This is a genomic window from Rhodococcus sp. AC861 (assembly GCF_979256035.1).
Genome location: NZ_CEEDMW010000007.1, coordinates 134,212 through 157,325 on the forward strand (window position 1 = coordinate 134,212; position 23,114 = coordinate 157,325).

Sequence of the window (23,114 nt, forward strand, 5' to 3'; positions counted from 1 at the left end):
TCAGCGTTCCAGCAGCCCCGAGATGACCTCGGCGGTGCGGTGACCCATGCGCACCGCGCCGTCGACGTGCTGGTAACCCTCGGCGGCGATGTCGGAGCACGAGAAGTGGATAGGGCCGACGGGCGTACGGGCGTCGCGACCGTAGCGGTGCAGGCCGCCGAGGTCGAAGCTCGCGGCATAGGCACCGCGGGTCCATTCCTCGGTGCCCCAGTCGGACTCGTAGTAGACGACGGGCTCGAGTGCCTTCGGTCCGAGGTAGGTCGCGATGGACTCGAGGATGGTGCGCTTGCGGTCCTCGGCGCTCAACTCGAACATCGCGTCGGCCTTCTCGTCGGAGACGAAGGCGACGAGCGTGCCGCGTGAATCCTCGTGGTTGGTGTTGTCGTACACCTCCTGGGCGATCTGGTTCGCGCCGAAACCGGTGCCCGACAACCCTTCCTCGCGCCAGAACGGAGTGTCGTACACCGCGTGCACCTTGATGACGAGGCCGAGCGACTGGTGCTGATGCATCTGATGCTGGCGGCGGGGGAGGGGCGGGTCGTACGAGATGCGGGTGTAGAGGTTCGGCGGGACGGCGATGATCACCTTCCGCGCCGTCACCTGGAGATCGCCGTCGGCAAGCACGGTCACACCGTCCTCGGACCATCGGACGGTCCGGACCGGAGCGTTCAGGTGCACGTCCTCGCCGAGGCGTTCGGCCATGCTGACCGACACCTGCTGCATGCCTCGGACCACGCGCTTGTCGAGGATGAAACCGTCGTCGACCAGATTGGTGAAGGAGCCGGCGGATGCGGCCATGAGGATCGCCTGCAACGCGGAGAACGCATGGGCGGGTTTGGTCAGCATGCCGCCGGCGATGAACATGCCTATGTTGGCCGTGGCCTCGGCGTCGTCCGACTGCTGCGCGAGCCAGCCCTCGAACGAGACGATGTCGAGCTCGCGGGCCAGCGGGTGCGCCCACGGCTCCTCGGGACCGATCTCCGCTGCGAGCTTGTCCAGCATCTCGATGAGGCGGTCGATCTCCTTCACTGTCGACTCGGCGACGGGGAAGTTCTCGCCGGTGTAGCGCGTGGCGGTGCCTGCCGGATCGACGTAGACCGACTGGCCCTCGCGGTAGCGATCGAAGGTCTCGAGTCCCAGCTCGTCGAGCAGACCGATCAGCGCGGTCTGATCGGGGGAGACCCACTGGCCACCGAGTTCGAGAATCGCTCCGTCGATGTCCTTGGTCCACGTGCGGCCGCCGACGCGGTCACGTGCCTCGAGGACGGCGACGCTCAGTCCCGCCTTGCGCAGTGCAGTGGCAGCGGCGAGGCCCGAGGGGCCCGCTCCGACGATGGCGACGTCGCGATCGAATGAGGGCACGGTAGTGGCTCCTGTCCAGGTGGCGGTGTCGTCTCAGTCTGCCGGGTTCGGGGCGGAGCCGCGCAGTGCCGAAACGGAGTACCTGATTCCGTCGCTCTGGACGGATCGGTGCGGTGGGGGTAACCGGATGGGTCGGGAATCACGCTGATCGCAATCCTGTGCACCGCGTTCGGTGTGCGCGAACGTCGACACCATGACTTCCACCATCCGCACATCGGTCGTCCCGTTCGTCGTCGACGCCTCGGGAACCGGTGTCGCCCAGCACCTCGTCGTGCAGGGCGATGCCGGCCACGAGTTCGACACCGACGCCTACCCCGCGTTCGGCGGAAAGGACGACGCCCCGAGCCCGCTGTTCTTCGCGCTGGGCTCGCTGACGTCGTGCAACCAGGTCACCGCGAACCTGGTCGCGAAGGACCTCGGCATCACGCTGGGCAGGTTCACCTTCCGAATCCAGGGTGACCTGGACACCGCCGTGCTGGTGAAGGGCGTGGAGGGCAACTCCAACTTCGACACCGTGACCGTCGAGGCCACCGTCGAGACGGACGCCACCGGCGATGCCTTCGACCACTTCGTGTCCGAGGTGGAGCGTCGGTGCCCCGTCACCCAGCTCTTCGTGCGCAGCGGAACGGGCTTCGTGAACACCTGGACGCGCGCCGACCTGACGTGACGGCCTCTCGAGCTCCGCGAGTACGCCCATAGTGTCGTCGCATCGCCGCTGATCACGACACTGTGGACGTACTCGCGGAGAGCCTGCTGCGTGGCTACGCTCCTACGATGATCAGCCGTCATGTGAGCGCCGTGATACCCGCCGATCCGAGCGTCGTCTACGACTACCTGGCCGACGTCGACAACCTGCCGGCCTGGGCCGCCGGTCTTGCCTCCGGATTCACCCGTAACGGCGACGACCTCCTGGCCGAGTCGCCGATGGGAACCGTTCGGGTGCGGTTTGCGCCTCGCAATACGTTCGGCGTACTCGATCACGACGTGACGCTTCCCGACGGGACCGTGGTCAACAATCCGCTACGCGTCCTGGCCCACCCCGACGGCGCCGAGGTGGTCTTCACCGTCCGGCAGCTCGGGATGACGGACGAGGAGTTCGACCGGGACTGCGCGGCTGTCGCTGCCGACCTCGCGTCGGTGACAGCGCTGCTGGGCTGAGTCTGTCAGCGCACTCTCAGGTCGGGGCCGGTCGATCGTCGTAGTGTCGACCGCGGTGCGCAGGGTGCGCACCGACACGAGGAGGACGTCATGGCAGGCATCGCCGACAAGTTCGACAAGGCATACGCGGACAAGTCGATCGACGAACTGGCCGACGCGCCGGTCGCGGCCCTGAAAGGCGTCAGCGACGGCGATGCGGAGAAGTTGAAGGCTGCCTTCAACATCACCACGGTGCGCGATCTCGGCACCAACAAGTACTTCCTGTGGGCTCAGGCTGCGGCCACGCTCGCGCAGTAGGACCGTTCCCCACCCCGCGAGTACGTCGATAGTGTCGTCGGCACGGGCCGTACAGCGACGTTATGGACGTACTCGCGGCGGGGATGGGGCCTAGCTGACGTCGGACGACCGTCGTCGACGCACTCGCTTGGTCACGAAGACCGCGAGCAGTACGACGACGATGCCGATGACGATGTACTGGAACACCGACGCGTACTGCTCGACGTAGTGCCAGTTCTCGCCGAGGTAGTAGCCGGCGAGAACGAAGATCGAGTTCCAAAGCAGACTGCCGAGGGTCGTGTAGAGCACGAACTGCGCCACGGGCATCCGCGAGATGCCGGCCGGTACGGAGATGCCGGATCTGACGACCGGGATCATGCGACCGAAGAACACCGCGGAGCGGCCGTGACGCTCGAACCATTGCTCCGCCTTGCCCAGGTCGTCGGTGTCGACGAAGGGAATGCGGTTCACGGCCGCGTACATCCGATCGCGTCCCAGTTTCAGCCCCAGCCAGTACAGCACCATCGCGCCGATCACCGAGCCCGCTGTCGTCCAGAACAGTGCGCTGAACAGACTGAACCCGCCTTGCGACGCGGTGAAGCCCGCGAGCGGCAGGATGATCTCGCTGGGTAGCGGTGGGAAGAAGTTCTCGGCGGCGACCGCGAGACCGGCACCCGGACCGCCGATGCTCTCCATCAGGCCGACGGCCCATCCGGCGAGTCCGCCGAGTTCCGTGGCGGGGGCGGCAGTGACGATGTCGCTCATGGCGTCACTTTACCGTCCCTTTAGGTTCGCAGTGCTCGCGCGAGGTAGGTGCCAGTGTGGGTATCGGTCTCCGCAAGGTCGTTCACCGTGCCCGTGAAGACCACCTCGCCGCCGTCGTGACCACCGTCCGGTCCCAGGTCGATGACCCAGTCGGCGGCCGCCACGACATCCATGTTGTGTTCGATCACGATGACGGAGCGACCTTCGTCGACCATGCCGGACAGCAGTCCTACCAGGTTGTCCACGTCCGAGGAGTGCAGTCCGGTCGTCGGTTCGTCCAGGACGAGGACGGGCGAATTGCCCACCAGTTCCGAGGCCAGCTTCAGCCGCTGACGTTCTCCGCCGGAGAGCGACGTCAGATTCTGGCCGAGGGACAGGTAACCGAGACCGACATCACTGCACCGGCGCAGTACGTCGCGCACCTTCTTGACCGTGAAGAACTCCTGAGCCTCGTCGACGGACATGTCGAACACGTCCGCGATGGACACCCCGTCGACAGTGTGCTTGATGGCGCCGCTACGGAAGCGTCGTCCCTGACAGGTCTCGCACGTGCTGGACACCGGATCGGTGAAGCCGAGATCGGTGAAGATCATCCCGGTGCCCTGACAGTCGGGGCACGCGCCGTCGGAATTGGGGGAGAACAACGCGGCGGGCTGCCCGGTCTTCTTGGCGAAGTGCGCGCGGATGGGGTCGAGCAGGCCGGTATAGGTAGCGGGAGACGACCGCCTCGATCCGCGGATCGGTGCTTGGTCGATGACGACGGCGTCGGCGCGGGAATCACGGAGGTGCCCGTGGATCAGGCTGGACTTGCCGGATCCGGCAACCCCGGTGACCGCGACGAGCACACCGAGCGGAATGTCGACCGAGACGTTCTTCAGGTTGTGGCTGGCGGCGTTCGAGATCGTGATCCATCCCGACGGCGAGCGCGGCGAGCGGAGGCCGCGACCGTCTCGCCGCAGCGCTCGCCCGGTGCGCGTGTCGGCCTTGCGGAGTTGGTCGTAGGTGCCCTGGAAGATGACGGTGCCGCCGTGCTTACCGGCGCCCGGGCCGATCTCGACGATACGGTCGGCGATGGCCATCACTTCCGAGTCGTGTTCGACCACCAGCACGGTATTGCCTTTGTCCCGCAGGGCGATCAGCATCTCGTTCAGGCGGTGGACGTCGCGCGGATGCAGACCGGTGGTGGGTTCGTCGAAGACGTAGAGCATGTCGTTGAGAGTCGCGCCGAGGTGGCGCACCATCTTGATGCGTTGCGACTCGCCGCCCGACAGCGTCGAAGTCGCCCGGTCGAGGCTCAGGTACCCCAGGCCCAGATCGACGAGGCGACGCAGCTGGGTCACCACTTCCCGGCGTGGGCCGTCGAGGTCCCCCAGAGTCCAGCCGTCCATGACGTCCGCGAGGTCCGACACCTGCATGGCGAATGCGTCGGGGATCGAGATGCCTTCGAGCTTCGCGTTGTGGACGACCTCGTTGAGTCGAGTGCCGTTGCAGGACGGGCACACTCCGCGTGTGACGATGCGGTCGTACGCTTCCTTCGACTTCCCTTTCAGGGCGTCGGCATCCTTGGAGAGGTAGCTGCGTCGGAACCGCGAGAGCAGCCCCTCGTACGTCTTGAAGACGGCATCGGGATTGTTCATCTCGACCTCGCCGGGAGCCGCATCGAAGAACAGGTGACGCTCGCGCGGCGAGAACTGTTCGATCGGGACGTCGAGGTCGAACAGGCCCGAATCGGCGTAGAGGCGATACGGCCACTTACCCGGAAGGAAGTCGGGATGCTTGATCGGTCCCTCTCGCAACGACTTCGACTGGTCCACCAGTTCGTCGAGATCGACGACCTTCGCCTCACCGAGTCCCTCGCACTCCGGGCACATACCCGCCGGGTCGTTGAAGGAGAACGCGTTCGCGTAGCCGATGGACGGGGTCACTCCACGCGACCACAGCATGCGCAGCCAGTCGCCGATGTCCGTGATCGTCCCGACGGTCGAGCGCGGGCTGCCGAAGAGGCGCTTCTGGTCGACGATGATGACGGCCGACAGATTGGCGATGAGGTCCGCGTCGGGTCGCCCGTAGGACGGAAGGAACGTCTGGGCGAACGCGCTGAACGTCGAATTGATCTGCCGCTGCGCTTCGGCGGCGATGGTGTCGAAGACCAGCGAACTCTTGCCGGACCCCGAGACCCCGGCGAAGACGATGAGCTGCCGCTTGGGAAGGTCGATGTCGACGTCGCGCAGATTGTTCTCCCGAGCGCCGCGCACGGTGATGGTGGACAGAGCGTCGTTCGGTGGCGTCGTCACGCAGTAGGGATACCAGAGCGATGCGACATCCGTCAGCCGGACTGGGCCTGCAGCTTGCTCAAGCGGTATCGCAGTTTGCCCGGGCGGTCACGCTCGGTGGTGAGCGACGACGTCCGAGCGATGTGTGCCTCGCCGAAACGGTCGAGCAGCAGATCGTCGACCATGCGTACCTGGCCAGGTCGGTACTGGTAGTCCATGGCGGCCGTGACGTACTCGACGCGCGACGGGTTCAGCGCCTCCTCGAGTTCCGCACCCGTGGTGATGCCGTTGGCGTTCACCAGCGTCAACAACCACTCGTAGTGGCCGCTCTTACTGGGGGTGTAGTCGGGAAGCAGATCGGTGACGACGGACCGAAGCTGCTCGGCCGTCAATTCGAGATCCATCCCGCGTGCAGCATCGGCAGCACGCAACTCGGCGATCTTCTCGGTGTGATGACGATCGGCCAGTTCGAACTGCGCATCCGCCAATTCGATGAGGCCGGCAGCGAGGGTGAACGCGCGATCGATCGTGGGCGAGCCCTGCGTGCGTGAGTTCTTGAACCGGATGTCGTGCTCGATCTCGGCCCACGCGTGCTGCAGCACCGTGCGGATCTGCACCTCGAAGCCGAGCCCCACGAAGGCTTCGCACCCGGCCGGAACATGGTCGCCGTCGGCGCTCATGATCAGATGCTTTCCGGCGTAGCCGAACACCCCCGACTCCTGCGCCAGGGACGACTTGTCGATGGTCTTGAGCAGCACGAACTTGTCCGATATCGCGTCGACCACCCTGTCGATGTCCGAGGTCAGGTACGTGATGACACGGATCCCGACGAGGTCGGTGACCTCCACCAGCGGGTCGGTGAACTCGAGCGAACCGTCGGGACGCAACCGCGCGAACTTTCCGGCAGCAGACTCGACCGACTTGGTCCGGGCTTCCACGGCATCGACATCGATGTCGGCGTCGGACACGAACTTCTCCACCGCCGACGACAGGGCAGCCGTGGCCGCGACGAAGTGGTCCCACCGCGCGCGGTACTCCTCGACGGAGCTGTGCATGGATGTCGTGCTGCGCATGGTGGGGATTCTGCCTCACCGTGATCGAATGCTTGCGTGACGCTCCGTACGTACCGCGTGGTCGACTGGGACACGACGCTGCTGATCCTGGTGTCGGCACTGATCCTGCTGGCCGCGTTGGTCCTCGGCGTGTGGAAGTTCCGCCAGATGGCGACGTCCGAGAACGGGCAGGCTCATCCCTACGTCGACATCGCTCACCGCGCTGCGCTGATGTACTCGTTCGCGACCCTGGTGCTGGTGCCGCTGGTGCACTTCGGCGCGTGGCCGACGTGGGTGAATCTGGTGGCGTCGGGGGCTGTCGTGTTCTTCTTCGTCGCCGCGATCGTCAGTTACGTGGTGCACGGCTTCTTGCGCGACACCGACAACCAGTTCGTCCGCCCGGTGCCGGGAACGCACGCGTTCATGTATGCGCTCGCGGCCACCGAGATCGGCGGACTACTGGTGTTGATCGTGGGCTTCGTGCGCGGCCCGCTGTTCGTGAGTTAGCGCGCGAGCTCCACGTCGTCGACGAACGGATCGCCGTTGCGCGGTGCGTCGAATCGCTCCTGATCGAGAATCCCTTCGCGCTTGGCGACGATGGCCGGGATCAACGCCTGGCCGGTGACATTGACGGCAGTGCGGCCCATGTCGACGATCGGCTCGACGGCGAGCAGCAGGCCGACGCCGGCGAGAGGGAGCCCGAGAGTCGACAGAGTCAAGGTGAGCATGACGGTGGCACCGGTGGTTCCGGCCGTCGCGGCGGAGCCGACGACGGACACGACCACGATCAGCAGGTAGTCGGTGAGCGTCAGGTTCACGCCGTAGAATTGCGCGACGAAGATCGCGGCGATCGCGGGATAGATGGCGGCGCAGCCGTCCATCTTGGTGGTGGCGCCGAGCGGAACCGCGAACGATGCGTATTCGCGGGGCACACCGAGGTTGCGCTCGGTGACGCGCTGGGTCAGCGGCAGAGTGCCGATGGACGAGCGGGAGACGAAGCCGAGCTGCGTCGCGGGCCACACGCCGGAGTAGAAGTTCCGGATCGAGAGACCGTGCGCCCGAACGATGATCGGGTAGACGACGAAGAACACGATGGCCAGTCCGACGTATACCGACACCGTGAACACGCCCAGCGAGCCGATCGCGTCCCAGCCGTACGTGGCGACGGCGTTGGCGATCAGCGCCGCCGTGCCGATGGGGGCCAACCGGATGATCCACCACAGCACCTTCTGCACGATCGCGAGCAGAGAGGCGTTGAAGGTCAGGAACGGCTCGGCAGCCTTGCCGACCTTCAGCGCGGCGATGCCGATGGCCGCGGCGACGACGAGCAGCTGCAGGATGTTGAAGTTCAATGTGGTGCTCAGCGCACCCTCGGTCTGGGTGGTGCGGGCGCCGAGGGCGAGGAAGTTGTTGGGGACGAGGCCGGTGAGGAACGACCACCACGACCCTGTGCTCGACGGTTCCTTCCCGAGATCCGGCGAGACGCCGGTTCGCGAACCCGGTTGCGCGACAAGTCCGATGATGATGCCGACGATCACGGCGATGAACGCGGTGATGGCGAACCACAGGAGGGTCTGGCCCGCCAGACGTGCCGCGTTGGTGACGGCGCGCAGGTTGGCGATGGAGCTGACGATGGCCGTGAACACGAGGGGGACCACGGCGACGGTGAGCAGTTTGACGTAGCTCGATCCGATGGTCGAGACGGTTTCGACGAGCCAGTTGGGATTACCGTCGGCGGCGTCGGGCATGGATCGAGCGATGAGGCCGATGACGACGCCGAGGATCAACCCGGCGACGATCTGGGGCCCGAACGACGTGAGCCAGTGCGGCAGTCGACGGGTGGGGGCAGCGCTGGGCGCGGACATGGTGGAGCCTTCCGAGAATGCTGGGGGCGGCCGAGGACGACAACGGCCGAAAAGGGTGCGCGTTGGACGAGTAGACCGGGGAGGAACACGGTCTATCGACAGATGGCGCTGGCCTGCAGGCGAAGGTCGACGTAGCGACGCGAGGTCAGGAGCAAAGGCACTCGGACGATGCTACGCCCGTGCCCGAATCAGCTGACGCCGAGCCATCGCAGACCCGCGGTGACTGCCGCTGCAGCGACGACCACGAGCACGAAAGGTGCTCTGCGCCATGCGAGTAACGCGGCCACGAGGACGCCCACGGGTAGTGCGAGGCCAGCGTCGCGGGGGAACGTCGAGGTGGCGACGAGGGCGACGAAGACGACGGCGACCGCGGTGGTCATCGACCTCTCGGCCGACGCGGACAGCTCTCTCCGGCCGCGTAGCGCGATTCCGATCAGGCGTAGCGCGAACGTTCCGACGGCGAGTGCGGCAACGCCCACGAGAATGGCCGCGGTGTTCACGGCGCATCCTTTCTACGCCCGTGTCGCAGGACGAACGGCATGACGGCGATCAGGGCGAACACCACGGAGACACCGGCGGGCACCACGACGCCCGCGGCGACGGCGACGGCGGCGCCGACGCCCGCGGCGATTCGCGTCACCCGATCGCGCAGGGAGGGCATCACGAGGGCGAGAAGTACGGCAGGGAAGGCGGCGTCGAGTCCGAGTGACTCCGCGCTCTCCACACCGGCGCCGAGGCCCACCCCGGCCAGCACACCCAGATTCCATGCGACGAAGAGGAACGCCCCGCAGAACCAGAACGAGAGGGTCCTGCCCCGCCTGGTGGTCGAGGCCATCGAGAAGGCGACCGACTCGTCGGTGACCAGATGGGCACCGAGCAATCGTGCGGCAGGTCGGTCACCGAGCAGCGGTGCCACCGAGAAGCTGAGCGGAAGCAGTCTGCCGTTGATGAGGAGTGCGCTCGACACTGCGGCCAGAACGCTGCCCCCGCTGGTCAGTACTCCGACGAAGACGAACTGTGAGGCTCCGGCGAACACCGCGATCGACAGCAGGCAAGGGAGCCACCACGGCAGGTCGGACGCGACGGCGATCGCCCCGAGCGAGGCACCGACCAGGGCGTCGGCCAGGCACACCACGGCGATGTCCCGCACCGCCACGTCGGGATCGTCCCGGAGCGTGAGCCACAGAGGTGTTCGCCATATCGAACGCATGGTGCTCATGGTGAACGGTCGCGAGGCCGTTCGTCAAGACGAACGAGCGCAGTGTGTGACGAACACTGTGGCATCATGCAGTCATGTCCGACAGCGCACCCATCGCCGCGATCGCTGCGTCCCTCGTGCGGGAGCGTCGACGAACGGGACTGTCTCTCGCCGAGGTGGCCCGACGCGCGGGTATCGCGAAGTCGACCCTCTCTCAGCTCGAGTCGGGAACGGGAAATCCCAGCGTCGAAACACTGTGGGCGCTGAGCGTGACCCTGAACGTGCCCTTCGCGCGCCTGGTGGAACCGCCGCGGCAGGAAGTTCGTTTGGTGCGACGCGGTGAGGGTCCGTCGATCGCGGCGGAGTCGTCCGACTACACCGCGACACTGCTGTCGTCCTGCCCACCGACCGCACGCCGCGACCTGTACCTGCTCACGGCCGAGGTGGGGACGCCGCGGCTGTCCGATCCGCACATGCACGGGGTGATCGAACACGTGGTGGTGTCGTCCGGCCGGGCGGTGTGCGGGCCGGTGGACGCGACCGAGGAACTGGGACAGGGGGACTACCTGTCGTATCCCGGCGACGTGCCCCACGTGTTCGAGGCGCTGGAGAACGGGACGACTGCGGTGATGGTCACCGAGCAGTACTGATCGAGGCCAGGTCCGCTGTGACGGGTAGGCGGTTGCTCAGCAACGCGCACAGCAGGATTTCGTGCCTGAGCGGGGCTGAGGTCGCCCGCGGATACCGCGCCCGCACGCACGAGGTCGGCGCCCCCGCCCCCGCCGCCGTAGGTGGTGACGACGCCGCCGGACGGCACTCGTGTCGACAGCATCACCGGGACACCGGCATCGGTGCACCGGCGCACCGCGTCGACGACCGCGGCGTTCGCGTTGCCCGCGCCCATCGCCTGCAGGACGATTCCGTCGGTGCCGGCGGACCGCAGTGCGTCGATCACGAGTCCGTCGACACCCGGGTAGAGCGCGACCACGTCGACCCGGATCCCGTCGATCGGACTGTCCGGCAGCGTCTCCCGAGCGGTCGGATCTATCGCCGGTGTTCCGGAGTATGCGTCTAGTGCGGTCGTGTGCGACTTGCGTACCCCGCGGGCGCGCAGCACGCGCGGACCGAAGGCGACGAGCACACCGTGCCCTCGTCGCTCGGGATCGGCGGCCACCCGGAGCGCCGACTCGACGTTGTGCGGGCCGTCACTCTCGACGTGATCCGCGGTACGCTGAGCGCCGGTCAACACGACGGGGCGAACGTCGGTGTGGGAGAGATCGATCAGCATCGCCGTCTCCTCGAGGGAGTCGGTGCCGTGCAGGACGACGACACCGCTCACCGCGTCGTCACGCAGTGATTCGGTGACGGCGCCGCGGACCGTGTACAAGTCGAGGAGCGACATCGCGGCACTGTCGACGCACAGGACGTCGGTGACTCGGACCCGGACGCCCACTCGGAGTCCGGCATCCACCAGGACGTCGTGGGCGTGACGGCCCGTGGTGCTGACACCGTCGGGGCCGACGCGGCTGGCGATGGTTCCACCGGTGGTCAGGACGGCGACCGTCGGCAGTGCGGGTGAACTCATCGGGCGACCGTTCCCCCTCCCGCACGAGCGCGCTCGCGGGCGAGCCGCTCGATGCCCGGGCGCGCCGCGCGCCAGCCGATGGCCAGCGCGGGAACGATCACGAGAAGGGACGCCAGCGTCCAGGTGCCGATCGGGTAGTCGAAGCCCATCAGGATCAGGACGACCACCAGGAAGACCAGGGTGGCGATGCCGGTGTACGGGGCGCCGAACAACCGGAAGGACGGCCGCGCCACCACGCCCTCCTTCGACAGGTGCCAGAGCTTGAGCTGGCACAGCACGATCATGGCCCATGCGCTGACGATGCCGAGTGCCGCGAGATTCAGCACGATCTCGAAAGCCTGCTCCGGAACGACGGCGTTGAGCACCACTCCGAGCAGAGTAACCGCTGCCGTCAGCAGGATCCCGCCGTAGGGCACGCCGACCTTGCTCATCTTCATCGCGAACCGCGGCGCGCTTCCGGCAGCGGCCATGGACCGCAGGATGCGTCCGGTCGAATACAGACCGGCATTGAGAGACGACAGGGCCGCGGTGAGAACGATGAGATTCATGGCCGTGTCGGCACCTTCGACGCCGATCGACCCGAAGAACGTGACGAACGGGCTCTCACCGGCCCGGTAGGCGGAGTAGGGGAGAAGCAGCGACAACAGGAGCACCGACCCCACGTAGAAGACGGCGATACGGATGATGACGGTGTTGATCGCCTTCGGAATGACCTTCTCGGGGTTCGGCGTCTCGCCCGCGGCGGTGCCGACCAGTTCGATGGAGGCGTAGGCGAACACGACGCCCTGGATGATGACGACGGCGGGCAGCAGACCGTTGGGGATCAGACCGCCGTTGTCGGCGATCATCGACAAGCCCTGCTCCTGGTTCGGTGTCCCCTTCACGAGGAGGAAGAGCCCGATGCACAGGAATGCGACCAGGGCGACGACCTTGATCAAGGCGAACCAGAACTCCAGCTCGCCGAAGACCTTGACCGACACCAGGTTCAGGGACAGAACCAGCACGAGTGCGGCGAGCGCGAAGACCCACTGCGGGACCGAGGCGATCGGGTCCCAGTAGCGGCCGAAGAAGTTCATGTAGAGCGCCACCGCGGTCACGTCGACGACGGCGGTCATCGACCAGTTCAGCCAGTAGAGCCATCCGGAGACGAATGCTGCTTTCTCACCGAAGAATTCACGGGCGTAGGAGACGAACGACCCGGACGTCGGACGATGCAGAACCAGTTCACCCAGTGCGCGCAGAATAAGAAATGCGAAGAATCCGCACACCGCGTAGGCGATGACGAGTGCCGGGCCGGCTTGCGCCAGACGCCCACCTGCACCCATGAAGAGGCCGGTTCCGATCGCGCCGCCGATGGCGATCATCTGGACCTGCCGCGTTTTCAAACCCTTGTGATAGCCGTCGTTCTCGGCGGCGTGGAGGGCCTCGTCGGCGCCCTGGTGCTCGGTGGTGGGAATCGTCATGGTGTCCTCAGTTCTGGAGGTTCGCCAGGTGCTCGGGGCGAAGGAGTTCTTCGAGTCGGTCTGCGGTGAGAAGGCCTCGTTCGAGTACGAGCTCGGCGACGCCGCGTCCGCTCTCGAGTGCTTCCTTGGCGATCTCGGTGGCGGCTTGGTAGCCGATGTGGGGATTGAGGGCGGTGACGAGTCCGATCGAATGCTCGACGCTGTCCCGCAGATGGGCCGCATGAGCGGTGATCCCGACGACGCACTTGTCGGCGAGAGTCCGGCAGGCCGCGCCGAGATGAGTCATCCCGGAGGTCAGAGATTCCATGATGATCGGCTCGAATGCGTTGAGCTGCAACTGACCTGCCTCGGCCGCCATGGTGATGGTGACGTCCTGACCGATGACCTGGAAGGCCACTTGGTTGAGCACCTCGGGAATCACGGGATTGACCTTGCCGGGCATGATCGACGAGCCCGCCTGAACTGCGGGCAGGTCGATCTCGCCGAACCCTGCACGCGGTCCCGAGGAGAGGAGTCGAAGGTCGTTGCACACCTTCGACAGCTTCACGGCGCACCGCTTGAGCACCCCGGACAGATGCACGAACTGCCCCACGTCCTGGGTGGCCTCCACGAGGTCGGTCGCGCTGATCAGAGGGAGCGACGTGATCTCACGGAGATGGCGCACGGCCGCCTCGCGATAGCCGGGGGCGGCGTTGAGACCGGTGCCGATGGCCGTCGCACCGATGTTGATCTCGTGCACCAGCATCGAGGCTTCCTCGAGCCGGGCCCGGTCCTCGTCGATCATGACGGCGAACGTCCCGAATTCCTGGCCCAGTGTCATCGGCACGGCGTCCTGCAACTGGGTCCGGCCCATCTTGACGATGGTGCGGAACTCCTCCGCCTTCGCGCGGAAGGCGTCCTGCAGGATGCGCATCGACTCGGACAGTTCGGCCACCGCGAGGATCGTCGCGATATTGCAGGCAGTGGGATAGACGTCGTTCGTGGACTGTCCGAGGTTGACGTGCTCGTTGGGGTGAAGGTGGGTGTACTCGCCGGGGCGGTGGCCCAGGAGGACGAGTGCGCGGTTGGCGATCACCTCGTTGGCGTTCATGTTGGTCGACGTGCCGGCGCCGCCCTGGATCACGTCGACGACGAACTGGTCGTGCCACAGACCGTCGAGGATCTCCCGGGCGGCCTGCAGGATGGCGTCGCCACGCACCTGGTCGAGGAGACCCAGTTCCATGTTCGCCGCAGCGGCCGCGTACTTCACGGCGGCGAGCGCGCGGATCAGTTTCGTGTTCGACGAGATCGGTCGTCCGGTGATGGGGAAGTTCTCCGTGGCGCGCAGCGTGTGGATTCCCCAGAGCACGTCGGCAGGCACCTCGCGGTCGCCCAGCAGGTCGTGTTCCGTACGCGTGGCGGCCACGGTGATCTCCTTCGGTTCCTGTCAGGCTGTCTGACAGGTGAAGTGTGAACCACGGCACACTGGTTGTCAACGGTCGGGTGTCGGAGGCACGCGTTACGGTCGGTCCGGAACCGACCCGAGGGGAGATCGACGTGCTCGTGCTTCACCGCGCCGAACGCGCGAGCACATTGGCGGCCGGGTTGGCGGACCTGCTGCGCGAGCCGCTCGCCGACCCGTTCACGCCCGAGGTGGTGTCCGTCCCCGCCAAGGGTGTCGAGCGGTGGTTGCAGCAGAGCCTGTCCGGAGCTCTGGGAACGCAGTCCGGATCGGACGGGATCGCGGCCAACATCAGTTTCCCGTCACCGTCGGCGCTGGTCGAGGACGCCGTGAGCGTGATGTCCGGAGTGAGCGTCGACTCCGACCCCTGGGCCGCCGGTCCGTTGCTGTGGACGACTCTGCGCGTCATCGACGCATGCATCGGCGAGTCGTGGTGTGCGGTGCTCGCGAACAGCATCGGCGGCGTCGGCGCCGCGCCGGACGATCACCGCCGCGGCCGGCGCTGGTCCACGGCGTCGCACGTCTCGTCACTGTTCCGCTCCTATCAGGCGCAACGCCCGCAGATGATCCTCGACTGGGCGCACGGCCGGGACACCGACGGCGCCGGCGCCCCCCTTGCTCCCGACCTCGCGTGGCAGGCCCTCTTGTGGCGGCAGATCCGCGATGCCGTCGCCGTTCCGAGCCCGGCCGAGCGTCTGGACGAGGTGTGCGACGCACTCGCCGAGCGACCCGACGAGATAGGCCTGCCGTCCCGTCTGTCACTGTTCGGCGCCACGCGACTGTCCACGATGCAACGGCTCGTTCTTCGCGCGGTCGCGGTTCGGCGCGACGTCCACCTGTGGCTTCCGCACCCCAGCCCGGCCCTGTGGTCCGGTGCCGCACCGGCCGATACCCCGCTGGACGCGCGCCGGTCGCACAGCCGGGTTCCCATCACGACGGGGCATCCGCTCCTGGTCAGCCTCGCTCGCGACGTCCGCGAACTGCAGCCGCTCCTCGTGCCGCTGGCGGATTCCGACCACCACCTTCCTGCAGCGGACCTGCCCGACACCGTGCTCGGCCGCCTGCAGCGGGACATCGTCGCCGATCGTGCACCCGCAGCACCGGCCGTCCCCGGCATGGACGGCAGCATCCGGATCCACGCCTGCCACGGGCCCGCGCGTCAGGTCGACGTACTCCGGGACACCCTCCTGCACCTCTTCCAGGACGACCCGACGCTGGAGCCGCGGGACGTTCTGATCATGTGCCCGGATGTCGAGACGTTCGCACCGCTGGTGCGAGCAGCGTTCGGCAATACGGGCACCACGGAGGACGGGCCGGTCCACCCGGCCCACGGCCTCCGCGTTCGGCTCGCCGATCGGGGGCTGCGCCGCACCAATCCGGTTCTCGATGTCGTCGCCGCGACGATCGACATGGCCGGCGGCCGAGTGACCGCCACGCAGATGCTCGATCTGGCTGCGACAGAAGCAGTTCGGACCTGCTTCCGCTTCGCCGACGAGGACCTCGAGCGGCTACGGGAATGGACGCGGGTGTCGGGTGCGCGGTGGGGAATCGACACACTGCAGCGCACCGCGTTCGGGCTCCGTGACTTTCCTCAGAACACTTTCAAGTTCGCGATGGATCGGTTGCTGCTGGGCGTGGCTGCGGACGAGACCACCGGGGACTGGTTGGGTCTGGCCCTCCCCGTGGACGACGTCGACGGCAACGACATCGACCTGGTGGGCCGCTATGCGGAACTCGTCGACCGGGTGTCGAAGGTTCTGCACGAGATGAAGGGGGAGCATCCCGGACGCGTGTGGCGCGAGCGGTTGCTGTCCGTCGTCGACCTGCTCACCGATGTCCGCCCGGCCGACTCCTGGCAGCGAGTCGACGCATCGAGAGAGTTGTCGTCCGCATTCCAGGACGGCGACGACGTACCGCTCGTGATCGCCGATGTCCGCGCCATGCTGCGGGACAGGCTCGCCGGCAGGCCCACCCGGTCGAACTTTCGCACCGGCGAGCTGACCGTGTGCACGATGGTCCCCATGAGGTCCGTGCCCCACCGGGTCGTGGTGCTGCTCGGGCTGGACGACGAGGTATTTCCCCGCGCCGGTCACCTCGACGGAGACGACGCGTTGGGCCGCGATCCCCTCATCGGTGAGCGCGACGTCCGCAGCGAGGACCGCCAACTGCTTCTCGACGCGGTCATGTCGGCGGGCGACACGCTGGTGCTCTTCCATACGGGCGCGGACCCGGTGACCGGAGCGCACGAGCCGCCTGCCATTCCGCTGGCGGAGCTCATCGACGTCGTCGCTGTCACAGCCGGTGTCGACCCGGTGACTCGGCATCCGCTGCAGCCGTTCGATGCCTCGCTGTTCGACGGGCGCAATCCCTTCGGGTTCGACACCGCGGCACTGGCCGGCGCCGTCGCGGCCACGCGGGCACCGCACGAGCGTGTCGGTTTCCTCGACCGGCCACTGCCGGCGAAGCCCTCGTCCGACATCGATCTCGCGCAGCTGGTCTCCTTCGCTCAGAGCCCGGTCACCGCGTTCCTGCGCCAGCGCCTGACCATCGGACTGTCGGAGTCGAACGACGATGTCGAGGACGCGCTCGCCGTAGATCCGGATGCCTTGACGACGTGGAACATCGGCGAGCGGATGCTGACGGCACTGCTGAAAGGTGTGGACATCACCGACTTCAAGGCGGCGGAGTGGCGACGCGGCACGCTGCCCCCGTTCGAGCAGGGAGTCCGCCTGCTGACAGCGATCGAGGAGGCCGTGGTTCCCATCGCGACCGCGGCCGCCGACGTGCACACCGGGCCACCGGAATCCGTCGACATCGTGGTGGACCTCGGCGACGGCCGACGGTTGACGGGCACCGTGCCGGGCGTTCACGGCACCACCATCGCCCGCACGAGCTATTCACGGATGGCTCCGAAGCGTCGCCTCGAGGCATGGGTGCACCTGCTCGCGGTCACGGCGCAGTCGCCGCCCCATCAGGTCTCGGACTGGACGGCGATCACGACGGCGCGAGGCAGGTCGTCTCGCCCGGTGGCACGCTCGCTCCTGCATGCGCCCGACGACCCTCGGCGCGTCCTCGCCGACCTGGTGGACCTTCGTGAACGTGGACTGCGCGAACCGCTGCCCGCCGCGCTCAAAGCCGGTGAGGCGTACGCGAACAAGGCTGCGCGAGGTGTCAGCGAGGAGATGGCGCTGGATGCCGCCCGCTACGAATTCTCGGGCAAGTTCGGCGACGTGACCGATGCGGGGATCGTGCTGGTGCACGGCGCCGGGGTGGACTTCTCGGTCCTGTCGGCAGCGAGACCCACCGACGAGGAAGCGACGTGGTCGCCCGACACCACGCGGTTCGGTGTGCTGGCACGCCGTCTCTGGTCTCCGCTCCTGAACCACGAGAAGGTGTCATGAGTTCCTTCGACCTCACCGGCCCCCTTCCGCTCGACACGACGGTGCTCGAAGCGAGCGCGGGAACCGGAAAGACCTATGCGATAGTCGGACTCGCCGCACGCTACGTGGCCGAGGGCATCACCGATAATGCAGGAGTGCTTCTGGTGACCTTCAGCAGAGGCGCCACCCGCGAGCTGCGCGAGCGCACCCGCGACCGCTTCACCGGACTTGCCGCGTCGTTGGCCGATCCGGCGTCGGCACGCGGTGATCGGGACGAACTGGTGGCCTATCTCGCCGATGCCGACGACGTCGTGGTGGAGGAACGCCGTCGACGTCTGCTCACCGCGCTGTCGGAGTTCGATGCCGGAACCATCGCCACGACGCACAGCTTCTGCCAGCGCATGCTGGACGGGCTGGGAATCGCCGGTGAGCGTGAGCCGACTGCGACGTTCGTCGAATCGGTGGACGACGTGGTCGTCGACGTTGCCGACGATCTCTATCTCAGCCGCTACAGCAGGGAGCACGGGTCACCCCCGATGACACTCGCCGACGCGAGATCGATCGCGCGGGACGCCGTGCGAGATCGCCGTGCCGAACTGAGTCCCGACGCTTCGGCGGACACCGTCGGCGGCCAACGCGTCCGTCTCGCCGGCGCGGCCCGGGCCGAGGTCGAGCGCCGCAAGCGTCGCCTGGGTGTGCGCGACTTCGACGACCTTCTCGTCCTGCTCCACGACGTCCTCACGGACCCGATCCACGGGGACGCTGCGTGCGCGCGCGTGCGGGAGAAGTTCAGTGTTGTCCTCGTCGACGAGTTCCAGGACACCGATCCGCTGCAGTGGACGATCCTGCGGCGCGCGTTCCACGGTCACGGAGCCCTGATTCTGGTGGGCGACCCGAAGCAGGCCATCTATGCGTTCCGAGGGGCCGAGGTGCTCAGCTACCTCGATGCCGTCGCGGTCGCCGACAGGCACATGGCCTTGTCCACCAACTGGCGGAGTGACGCCGCGCTGATCGACTCACTCGCCCATCTGTACGGCGGTGCTGCGCTCGGTCATCCCGACATCGTCGTCTCGCCGGTTACTGCCTCGCACTCGGAGCGCCGGCTCACCGGTCCCGACGGTCCACTGGTTCCGTTGCGGCTCAGAGTGTTCGGGCGCTCCGGATCGGGTCCTCTCAACGGGAGGGGGTTGCCGGCGACGGACAAGGTCCGTGTCCGGATCGCGGACGACGTGGCGCGCGACATCGTCGAATTCCTCGACAGCGGGACGACGTTCGACGACGGCGACGGCATCCGCCCGATCGCACCCGGAGACATCGCCGTGCTGGTGCGGACAGGACGCCAGGCGGACATGGTGCGCTCCGCGCTCGATAGAGCGGGTGTTCCCTCGGTGCTCTCCAGTGGCTCGTCCGTGTTCGAGACCGATGCCGCGGGACACTGGCTGCGTGTCGTGCAGGCGCTCGAGCAGCCGCATCGCGCCGACGTCGTGCGGCGCGCCGCCCTGTCCCCTCTGGTGGGGTGGACGGCGCAGCACCTGGACGACCGCGGCGACTCCGCGACGGCCGAGTTGAGTGCGCGGTTCCGTGAATGGAGTGGACTGGCCGCCCGTGCCGGGTTCGCGGCGATGGTCGAGAACCTCACGTCGACCATGGGCCTGCAGCAACGTCTGTTGGCCACCGAGACGGGGGAGCGCGACCTGACGGACCTCCGCCACATCGCTCAACTCCTCCAGCGGCAGTCGCTCGAGGACGGGCGTGGTGTGGCGTCGTTGGCCAGGTGGCTGGGCGATCGTGTGCGGGAACCGTCGAGCGGTTCCGTTCCCGACCGCAGCCGCCGGTTGGACAGTGATGCCGAGGCCGTCCAGATCGCGACAGTCCACGCCATGAAAGGACTCGAGTTTCCGGTCGTCTACATCCCGTACTCCTGGAGCCCCTTCGGGACGTTCACGCCGTCGTCCCTGCTGTTCCATGAGAACGGCCGTCGCATCCTCGATGTCGGCGGGGTGAAACATCCCGGCTATCACGCACGGAAGCAGGTGCACGACAAAGAGGCCGACGGCGAGGAGCTACGACTGCTGTACGTGGCGCTCACTCGTGCCAAGTCGCGCATCGTGCTGTGGTGGGCGCCGACGGCCACCACCGAGACGTCTCCGCTGCACCGGCTGCTGCTGGGCCGCGCGCCCGGCGTCTCGGAGCCCGAGCCGAAAGTGAAACTGGTCGACGACGCGGCGACGCTGACCGCTCTGCAGACCCGCGCGGGCTCGTCGATGGTGGTCGAGCAGGTGGTCGGCGTACCTGTGATCGAGCGTCCGGCGCGCGTACTCGCGCGCGAGAGCGAACCGCTCGCGGCGGCGTCCTACGACCGGGTTCTGGATACATCGTGGCGACGCACGTCGTATTCCGCGTTGACGGCCGGTGCCCACGAGCAGGCCGCGGAGTCGGACGAGGTCACCATCGGTGACGAGCCGACCGACGATCCGTTCGCCACCGCCGAGTCCACCGGTCTTCCGTCGCCGATGAACGGTCTCCCGGCCGGCGCGGCATTCGGAACACTCGTCCACGAGATCCTCGAATACGTCGACACGGCGGCACCCGACCTCGACGAGGAGGTGCTTCGTCGGTGCCTCGAGGCGGCGGATGCACACGGGGCCGACCTCGACCCTGCTCATCTGGCCACGGCCCTGACCTCGGTTCTGCGGACCCCTCTCGGCTTCGGGACACTGGCGGACTTCACGCCCGCCGACCGGCTCGCCGAGATGGACTTCGAACTGCCCCTGACCGGTGGGGACGCCCCCGCGTCCGCCGTCGTGACCGTGCACTCGATCGCCGACCTGTTGGCTCGCCACCTCGAACCCGACCATGTCCTCGCGCCCTACCCACAGCGGATGCGGCGACTGGACGACCGCCGGCTTCGCGGCTACCTCACTGGAAGCATCGACACGGTGTTGAGGGTGCAGGACGGTGCGCATCCCCGATTCGTCGTCGTGGACTACAAGACGAACCGCATCAAGAGCGGCGACCTCACCGTCGACGATTTCACTGTTCCCGCCATGGCGGCCGAGATGATGGAGTCCCACTATCCCTTGCAGGCGTTGCTGTATTCGGTTGCGGTACATCGATATCTGCGATGGCGAATGCCCGACTACGATCCGCGTACCCATCTCGGCGGTGTGCAGTACCACTTCGTGCGCGCGATGATCGGACCCGATACCCCGCCGCGGCGGGGCGTCTTCGAATGGCATCCCTCGGCCGACTTGGTGGCCGAGACATCCGACCTGCTGGCCGGGGTGTCGTCATGACGGCCGGCGGCATCGCGCAGCGAGGCAGGGGAGTCCTGCGCGACTTCAACGACGCGGGAGCCTTCACGGCGGCGGACGTCCACGTGGCCGTGCGCCTGGGAATCCTGGGCGACGAGCCCGACGAACTGGTGCTGTTCGCGGTCGCACTCGTCGTGCGAGCGGTGCGTGCGGGATCGGTGTGTCTCGACCTGAACCGACTGCGCGACGTGACCGTGAACGACGGCGTCGATGTCGAGGCGCTGCCGTGGCCGGACGATGCGGCCGTGGTCGCGGCTCTGCGGGTCAGTCCGCTCGTGGTCGGTGGCAGCACCGGACCGCTGCGTCCCGTGATCCTGATCGATACCGCGGAAGGGCCGTTGCTCTACCTCCAGCGTTACTTCCTGCAGGAGAAGATGATTCGCGACGTCCTCGCCGAACGTGCGATGTCGGCGCCGACGGTCGACGTCGATGCCGTGCGGACGGCGCTGCACCGCTACTTCCCCGACGCGACGGCACCGGACCGCCAACGCATCGCCGCCGCACTGGCCGCGACAGGGTGGACGACGGTCATCGCGGGTGGCCCCGGAACCGGGAAGACCCACACTGTCGCCCGCATCCTGGCGTTGCTGACATCCCTGCACGGTCCGGGACTGCGCATCGGGTTGGCGGCACCGACCGGCAAGGCCGCGGCTCGTCTGCAGGAATCGGTGTCGGAACAATCCCTCGAGCTCGGACTCGACGGGACGACGACTGCGATGACGCTGCATCGTCTGCTCGGATGGCAACCCGGAAGCCGCAGCCGCTTCCGCTACGACGCGTACAACCGGTTGCCGTACGACGTCGTCGTGATCGACGAGACGTCGATGGTGTCGTCGACGTTGATGAGTCGACTCCTCGAAGCGGTACGCGCCGACACCCGCGTCATTCTCGTCGGAGATCCGGATCAGTTGACGTCTGTCGACGCGGGAGCCGTGCTCGCCGACCTCGTGGCGCGGCCCGTGTCGGGAACCGTGTCCGCCGTGGTGTCGGATCTGGTCGGATCGGACATCGACTCGGTGCCGGCCGCGGCGGATTCGCTGGAACGTGCGTTGTCCGAGAGGGAGATTCGGCGTCTGGCCGGAGGCATCGTGCGGCTGAGTCGTGGTCGCCGATTCGGTGGAGCCATCGCCGACCTCGCGGTCGCGGTGCGCGATGGGAACGAGGACGAGGTGATGCGGTTGCTGGAACGCGGCGACCCTGCTGTCGTCTTCGGGCCCGCATCCGAGCTGGGCGGCCTGGAGCACGACGTGGTGAGCACCGCGCGGGAGGTCACCGACGCGGCCCGGAAGGGCGATGCCGGCGGCGCCTTGGCGGCCATGGAGGGACACCGACTTCTGTGCGCGCACAGGGAGGGCCCGTTCGGTGTGGACCACTGGGCTCGGTGGGCGATGGATCGAGTCGGAGCCGACAGCGGAACGTTTCTCGACTCCTCGCAGTGGTACCGCGGTCAGCCACTGCTGGTGACGGTCAACGACCACGACAACCGGATCTACAACGGAGACACGGGAGTAGTCGTCGACGACGGCAAGGGTGGCATCGTCGCGGCCTTCGCTCGCGGCTCGGATCCGTTCCTGGTGCACCCGAGTCGGCTGTCCGCGGCCCAGACCGTCTATTCGATGACCATTCACCGGAGCCAGGGAAGCCAGTACGACACCGTGTCGGTGATCATCCCCGACGAGATGTCGTCCCTGCTCACCCGAGAGCTGCTGTACACGGCGATCACGCGGTCCCGGTCGACGGTGCGCATCATCGGGAGCGAGGCCGCGGTTCGAGCCGGAGTTCGTCGCCGGGTGCTTCGCGCGAGCGGCCTACGCAGAGAACCATCCGTTCCTTTCGGAGACGCGCCCACACCCGCCGCTCGTTCGTAGATCGCGAGCCGGCCCACACGTCGTTCGCGTGCGCTATATTCTCCACGACTGCGGTCGGGGAGACCGTTACAGGGGTGGGAACGGGACGGGGGTTCGGCGGATGACGCATATTCA

At 67.2% G+C, this 23,114-nt stretch carries 18 protein-coding genes; 8 read left to right on the forward strand and 10 right to left on the reverse strand.

Annotation, left to right across the window (positions count from 1 at the left end; translation table 11 throughout):
- On the reverse strand, positions 1 to 1,362 hold the full coding sequence (locus AC0IX4_RS20905; protein ID WP_042575572.1) for a flavin monoamine oxidase family protein: 1,362 nt from the start codon (positions 1,360 to 1,362) through the stop codon (positions 1 to 3).
- Between the two features lie 193 nt (positions 1,363 to 1,555).
- On the opposite strand from AC0IX4_RS20905, the gene AC0IX4_RS20910 reads away from it, so the two are divergent.
- The 3 genes from AC0IX4_RS20910 (at position 1,556) to AC0IX4_RS20920 (ending at position 2,817) form a co-directional block, all read left to right on the forward strand.
- The gene (locus AC0IX4_RS20910; protein WP_471830885.1) at positions 1,556 to 2,029 is read left to right on the forward strand and encodes an OsmC family protein; all 474 of its coding nucleotides are present in this window, start codon (positions 1,556 to 1,558) and stop codon (positions 2,027 to 2,029) included.
- 107 nt (positions 2,030 to 2,136) lie between these two features.
- The gene (locus tag AC0IX4_RS20915; RefSeq protein ID WP_471830887.1) at positions 2,137 to 2,520 is read left to right on the forward strand and encodes an SRPBCC family protein; all 384 of its coding nucleotides are present in this window, start codon (positions 2,137 to 2,139) and stop codon (positions 2,518 to 2,520) included.
- A gap of 90 nt (positions 2,521 to 2,610) precedes the next feature.
- A complete protein-coding gene (locus tag AC0IX4_RS20920) occupies positions 2,611 to 2,817 on the forward strand; it encodes a hypothetical protein (protein ID WP_471830889.1) in 207 nt (68 codons plus the stop codon).
- Between the two features lie 90 nt (positions 2,818 to 2,907).
- Here the strand turns inward: AC0IX4_RS20920 and AC0IX4_RS20925 are convergent, their stop codons facing one another.
- From AC0IX4_RS20925 to AC0IX4_RS20935, 3 genes are read right to left on the reverse strand one after another with little or no spacing between them, the layout of a single operon-like run.
- Positions 2,908 to 3,561, reverse strand: coding sequence for a DedA family protein (locus AC0IX4_RS20925; RefSeq protein ID WP_471830891.1), 654 nt, complete (start codon positions 3,559 to 3,561; stop codon positions 2,908 to 2,910).
- Between the two features lie 20 nt (positions 3,562 to 3,581).
- Positions 3,582 to 5,855 carry an ATP-binding cassette domain-containing protein gene (locus AC0IX4_RS20930; protein ID WP_471830893.1) on the reverse strand — a complete coding sequence of 758 codons (2,274 nt, stop codon included), beginning with the start codon at positions 5,853 to 5,855 and terminating at the stop codon, positions 3,582 to 3,584.
- A 32-nt stretch (positions 5,856 to 5,887) separates the two neighbouring features.
- Entirely contained in the window at positions 5,888 to 6,907 is a 1,020-nt protein-coding gene (locus tag AC0IX4_RS20935; RefSeq protein ID WP_052493321.1) for a GTP pyrophosphokinase, read from the reverse strand.
- 36 nt (positions 6,908 to 6,943) lie between these two features.
- Here AC0IX4_RS20935 and AC0IX4_RS20940 point away from each other — a divergent pair, with 36 nt between their 5' ends.
- Complete coding sequence (locus AC0IX4_RS20940) at positions 6,944 to 7,393, forward strand: hypothetical protein (RefSeq protein WP_471830895.1); 450 nt, start codon at positions 6,944 to 6,946, stop codon at positions 7,391 to 7,393.
- Here the strand turns inward: AC0IX4_RS20940 and AC0IX4_RS20945 are convergent.
- The 3 genes from AC0IX4_RS20945 to AC0IX4_RS20955 form a co-directional block, all read right to left on the reverse strand.
- A complete protein-coding gene (locus AC0IX4_RS20945) occupies positions 7,390 to 8,751 on the reverse strand; it encodes a dicarboxylate/amino acid:cation symporter (RefSeq protein ID WP_471830896.1) in 1,362 nt (453 codons plus the stop codon). The genes AC0IX4_RS20940 and AC0IX4_RS20945 overlap by 4 nt on opposite strands.
- A 188-nt stretch (positions 8,752 to 8,939) precedes the next feature.
- Positions 8,940 to 9,251 carry an AzlD domain-containing protein gene (locus tag AC0IX4_RS20950; protein WP_471830898.1) on the reverse strand — a complete coding sequence of 104 codons (312 nt, stop codon included), beginning with the start codon at positions 9,249 to 9,251 and terminating at the stop codon, positions 8,940 to 8,942.
- Positions 9,248 to 9,970 (reverse strand): AzlC family ABC transporter permease, encoded by a 723-nt coding sequence (locus AC0IX4_RS20955; RefSeq protein ID WP_471830900.1) that lies wholly within the window; start codon positions 9,968 to 9,970, stop codon positions 9,248 to 9,250. The genes AC0IX4_RS20950 and AC0IX4_RS20955 overlap by 4 nt, the downstream gene beginning before the upstream one ends.
- Positions 9,971 to 10,044: 74 nt before the next feature.
- On the opposite strand from AC0IX4_RS20955, the gene AC0IX4_RS20960 reads away from it, so the two are divergent.
- Positions 10,045 to 10,599 (forward strand): helix-turn-helix domain-containing protein, encoded by a 555-nt coding sequence (locus tag AC0IX4_RS20960; RefSeq protein ID WP_471830902.1) that lies wholly within the window; start codon positions 10,045 to 10,047, stop codon positions 10,597 to 10,599.
- On the opposite strand, the gene AC0IX4_RS20965 is transcribed toward AC0IX4_RS20960, so the two are convergent.
- Genes AC0IX4_RS20965 through AC0IX4_RS20975 form a run of 3 tightly spaced genes read right to left on the reverse strand, consistent with a single transcriptional unit; the run spans position 10,512 to position 14,402 of the window.
- Complete coding sequence (locus AC0IX4_RS20965; RefSeq protein WP_471830903.1) at positions 10,512 to 11,534, reverse strand: asparaginase; 1,023 nt, start codon at positions 11,532 to 11,534, stop codon at positions 10,512 to 10,514. The two genes, AC0IX4_RS20960 and AC0IX4_RS20965, sit on opposite strands and share 88 nt — an antisense overlap.
- Positions 11,531 to 12,997, reverse strand: coding sequence for an amino acid permease (locus AC0IX4_RS20970; protein WP_471830905.1), 1,467 nt, complete (start codon positions 12,995 to 12,997; stop codon positions 11,531 to 11,533). Before AC0IX4_RS20970 ends, AC0IX4_RS20965 begins: the two co-directional genes overlap by 4 nt.
- A gap of 7 nt (positions 12,998 to 13,004) precedes the next feature.
- Positions 13,005 to 14,402: an aspartate ammonia-lyase gene (locus AC0IX4_RS20975; RefSeq protein ID WP_042575562.1), complete on the reverse strand. Its 1,398-nt coding sequence runs from the start codon at positions 14,400 to 14,402 to the stop codon at positions 13,005 to 13,007.
- 131 nt (positions 14,403 to 14,533) lie between these two features.
- On the opposite strand from AC0IX4_RS20975, the gene recC reads away from it, so the two are divergent.
- The 3 genes from recC to recD are packed head-to-tail and all read left to right on the forward strand — an operon-like array spanning position 14,534 to position 23,000.
- Positions 14,534 to 17,839 (forward strand): exodeoxyribonuclease V subunit gamma, encoded by a 3,306-nt coding sequence (gene recC, locus AC0IX4_RS20980; protein WP_471830907.1) that lies wholly within the window; start codon positions 14,534 to 14,536, stop codon positions 17,837 to 17,839.
- Positions 17,836 to 21,114, forward strand: coding sequence for a UvrD-helicase domain-containing protein (locus AC0IX4_RS20985; protein WP_471830908.1), 3,279 nt, complete (start codon positions 17,836 to 17,838; stop codon positions 21,112 to 21,114). The genes recC and AC0IX4_RS20985 overlap by 4 nt, the downstream gene beginning before the upstream one ends.
- Positions 21,111 to 23,000: an exodeoxyribonuclease V subunit alpha gene (recD, locus tag AC0IX4_RS20990; RefSeq protein ID WP_471830910.1), complete on the forward strand. Its 1,890-nt coding sequence runs from the start codon at positions 21,111 to 21,113 to the stop codon at positions 22,998 to 23,000. The genes AC0IX4_RS20985 and recD overlap by 4 nt, the downstream gene beginning before the upstream one ends.
- Positions 23,001 to 23,114 lie beyond the last annotated feature (114 nt).

Bases quoted from the DNA above. Each gene is read 5' to 3' on its own strand.
- AC0IX4_RS20910 (WP_471830885.1), top strand. From the start codon at position 1,556: ATGACTTCCACCATCCGCACATCGGTCGTCCCGTTCGTCGTCGACGCC.
- AC0IX4_RS20915 (WP_471830887.1), top strand. From the start codon at position 2,137: ATGATCAGCCGTCATGTGAGCGCCGTGATACCCGCCGATCCGAGCGTC.
- AC0IX4_RS20920 (WP_471830889.1), top strand. From the start codon at position 2,611: ATGGCAGGCATCGCCGACAAGTTCGACAAGGCATACGCGGACAAGTCG.
- AC0IX4_RS20925 (WP_471830891.1), bottom strand. From the start codon at position 3,561: ATGAGCGACATCGTCACTGCCGCCCCCGCCACGGAACTCGGCGGACTC.
- AC0IX4_RS20935 (WP_052493321.1), bottom strand. From the start codon at position 6,907: ATGCGCAGCACGACATCCATGCACAGCTCCGTCGAGGAGTACCGCGCG.
- AC0IX4_RS20945 (WP_471830896.1), bottom strand. From the start codon at position 8,751: ATGTCCGCGCCCAGCGCTGCCCCCACCCGTCGACTGCCGCACTGGCTC.
- AC0IX4_RS20955 (WP_471830900.1), bottom strand. From the start codon at position 9,970: ATGAGCACCATGCGTTCGATATGGCGAACACCTCTGTGGCTCACGCTC.
- AC0IX4_RS20960 (WP_471830902.1), top strand. From the start codon at position 10,045: ATGTCCGACAGCGCACCCATCGCCGCGATCGCTGCGTCCCTCGTGCGG.
- AC0IX4_RS20965 (WP_471830903.1), bottom strand. From the start codon at position 11,534: ATGAGTTCACCCGCACTGCCGACGGTCGCCGTCCTGACCACCGGTGGA.
- AC0IX4_RS20970 (WP_471830905.1), bottom strand. From the start codon at position 12,997: ATGACGATTCCCACCACCGAGCACCAGGGCGCCGACGAGGCCCTCCAC.
- AC0IX4_RS20985 (WP_471830908.1), top strand. From the start codon at position 17,836: ATGAGTTCCTTCGACCTCACCGGCCCCCTTCCGCTCGACACGACGGTG.
- recD (WP_471830910.1), top strand. From the start codon at position 21,111: ATGACGGCCGGCGGCATCGCGCAGCGAGGCAGGGGAGTCCTGCGCGAC.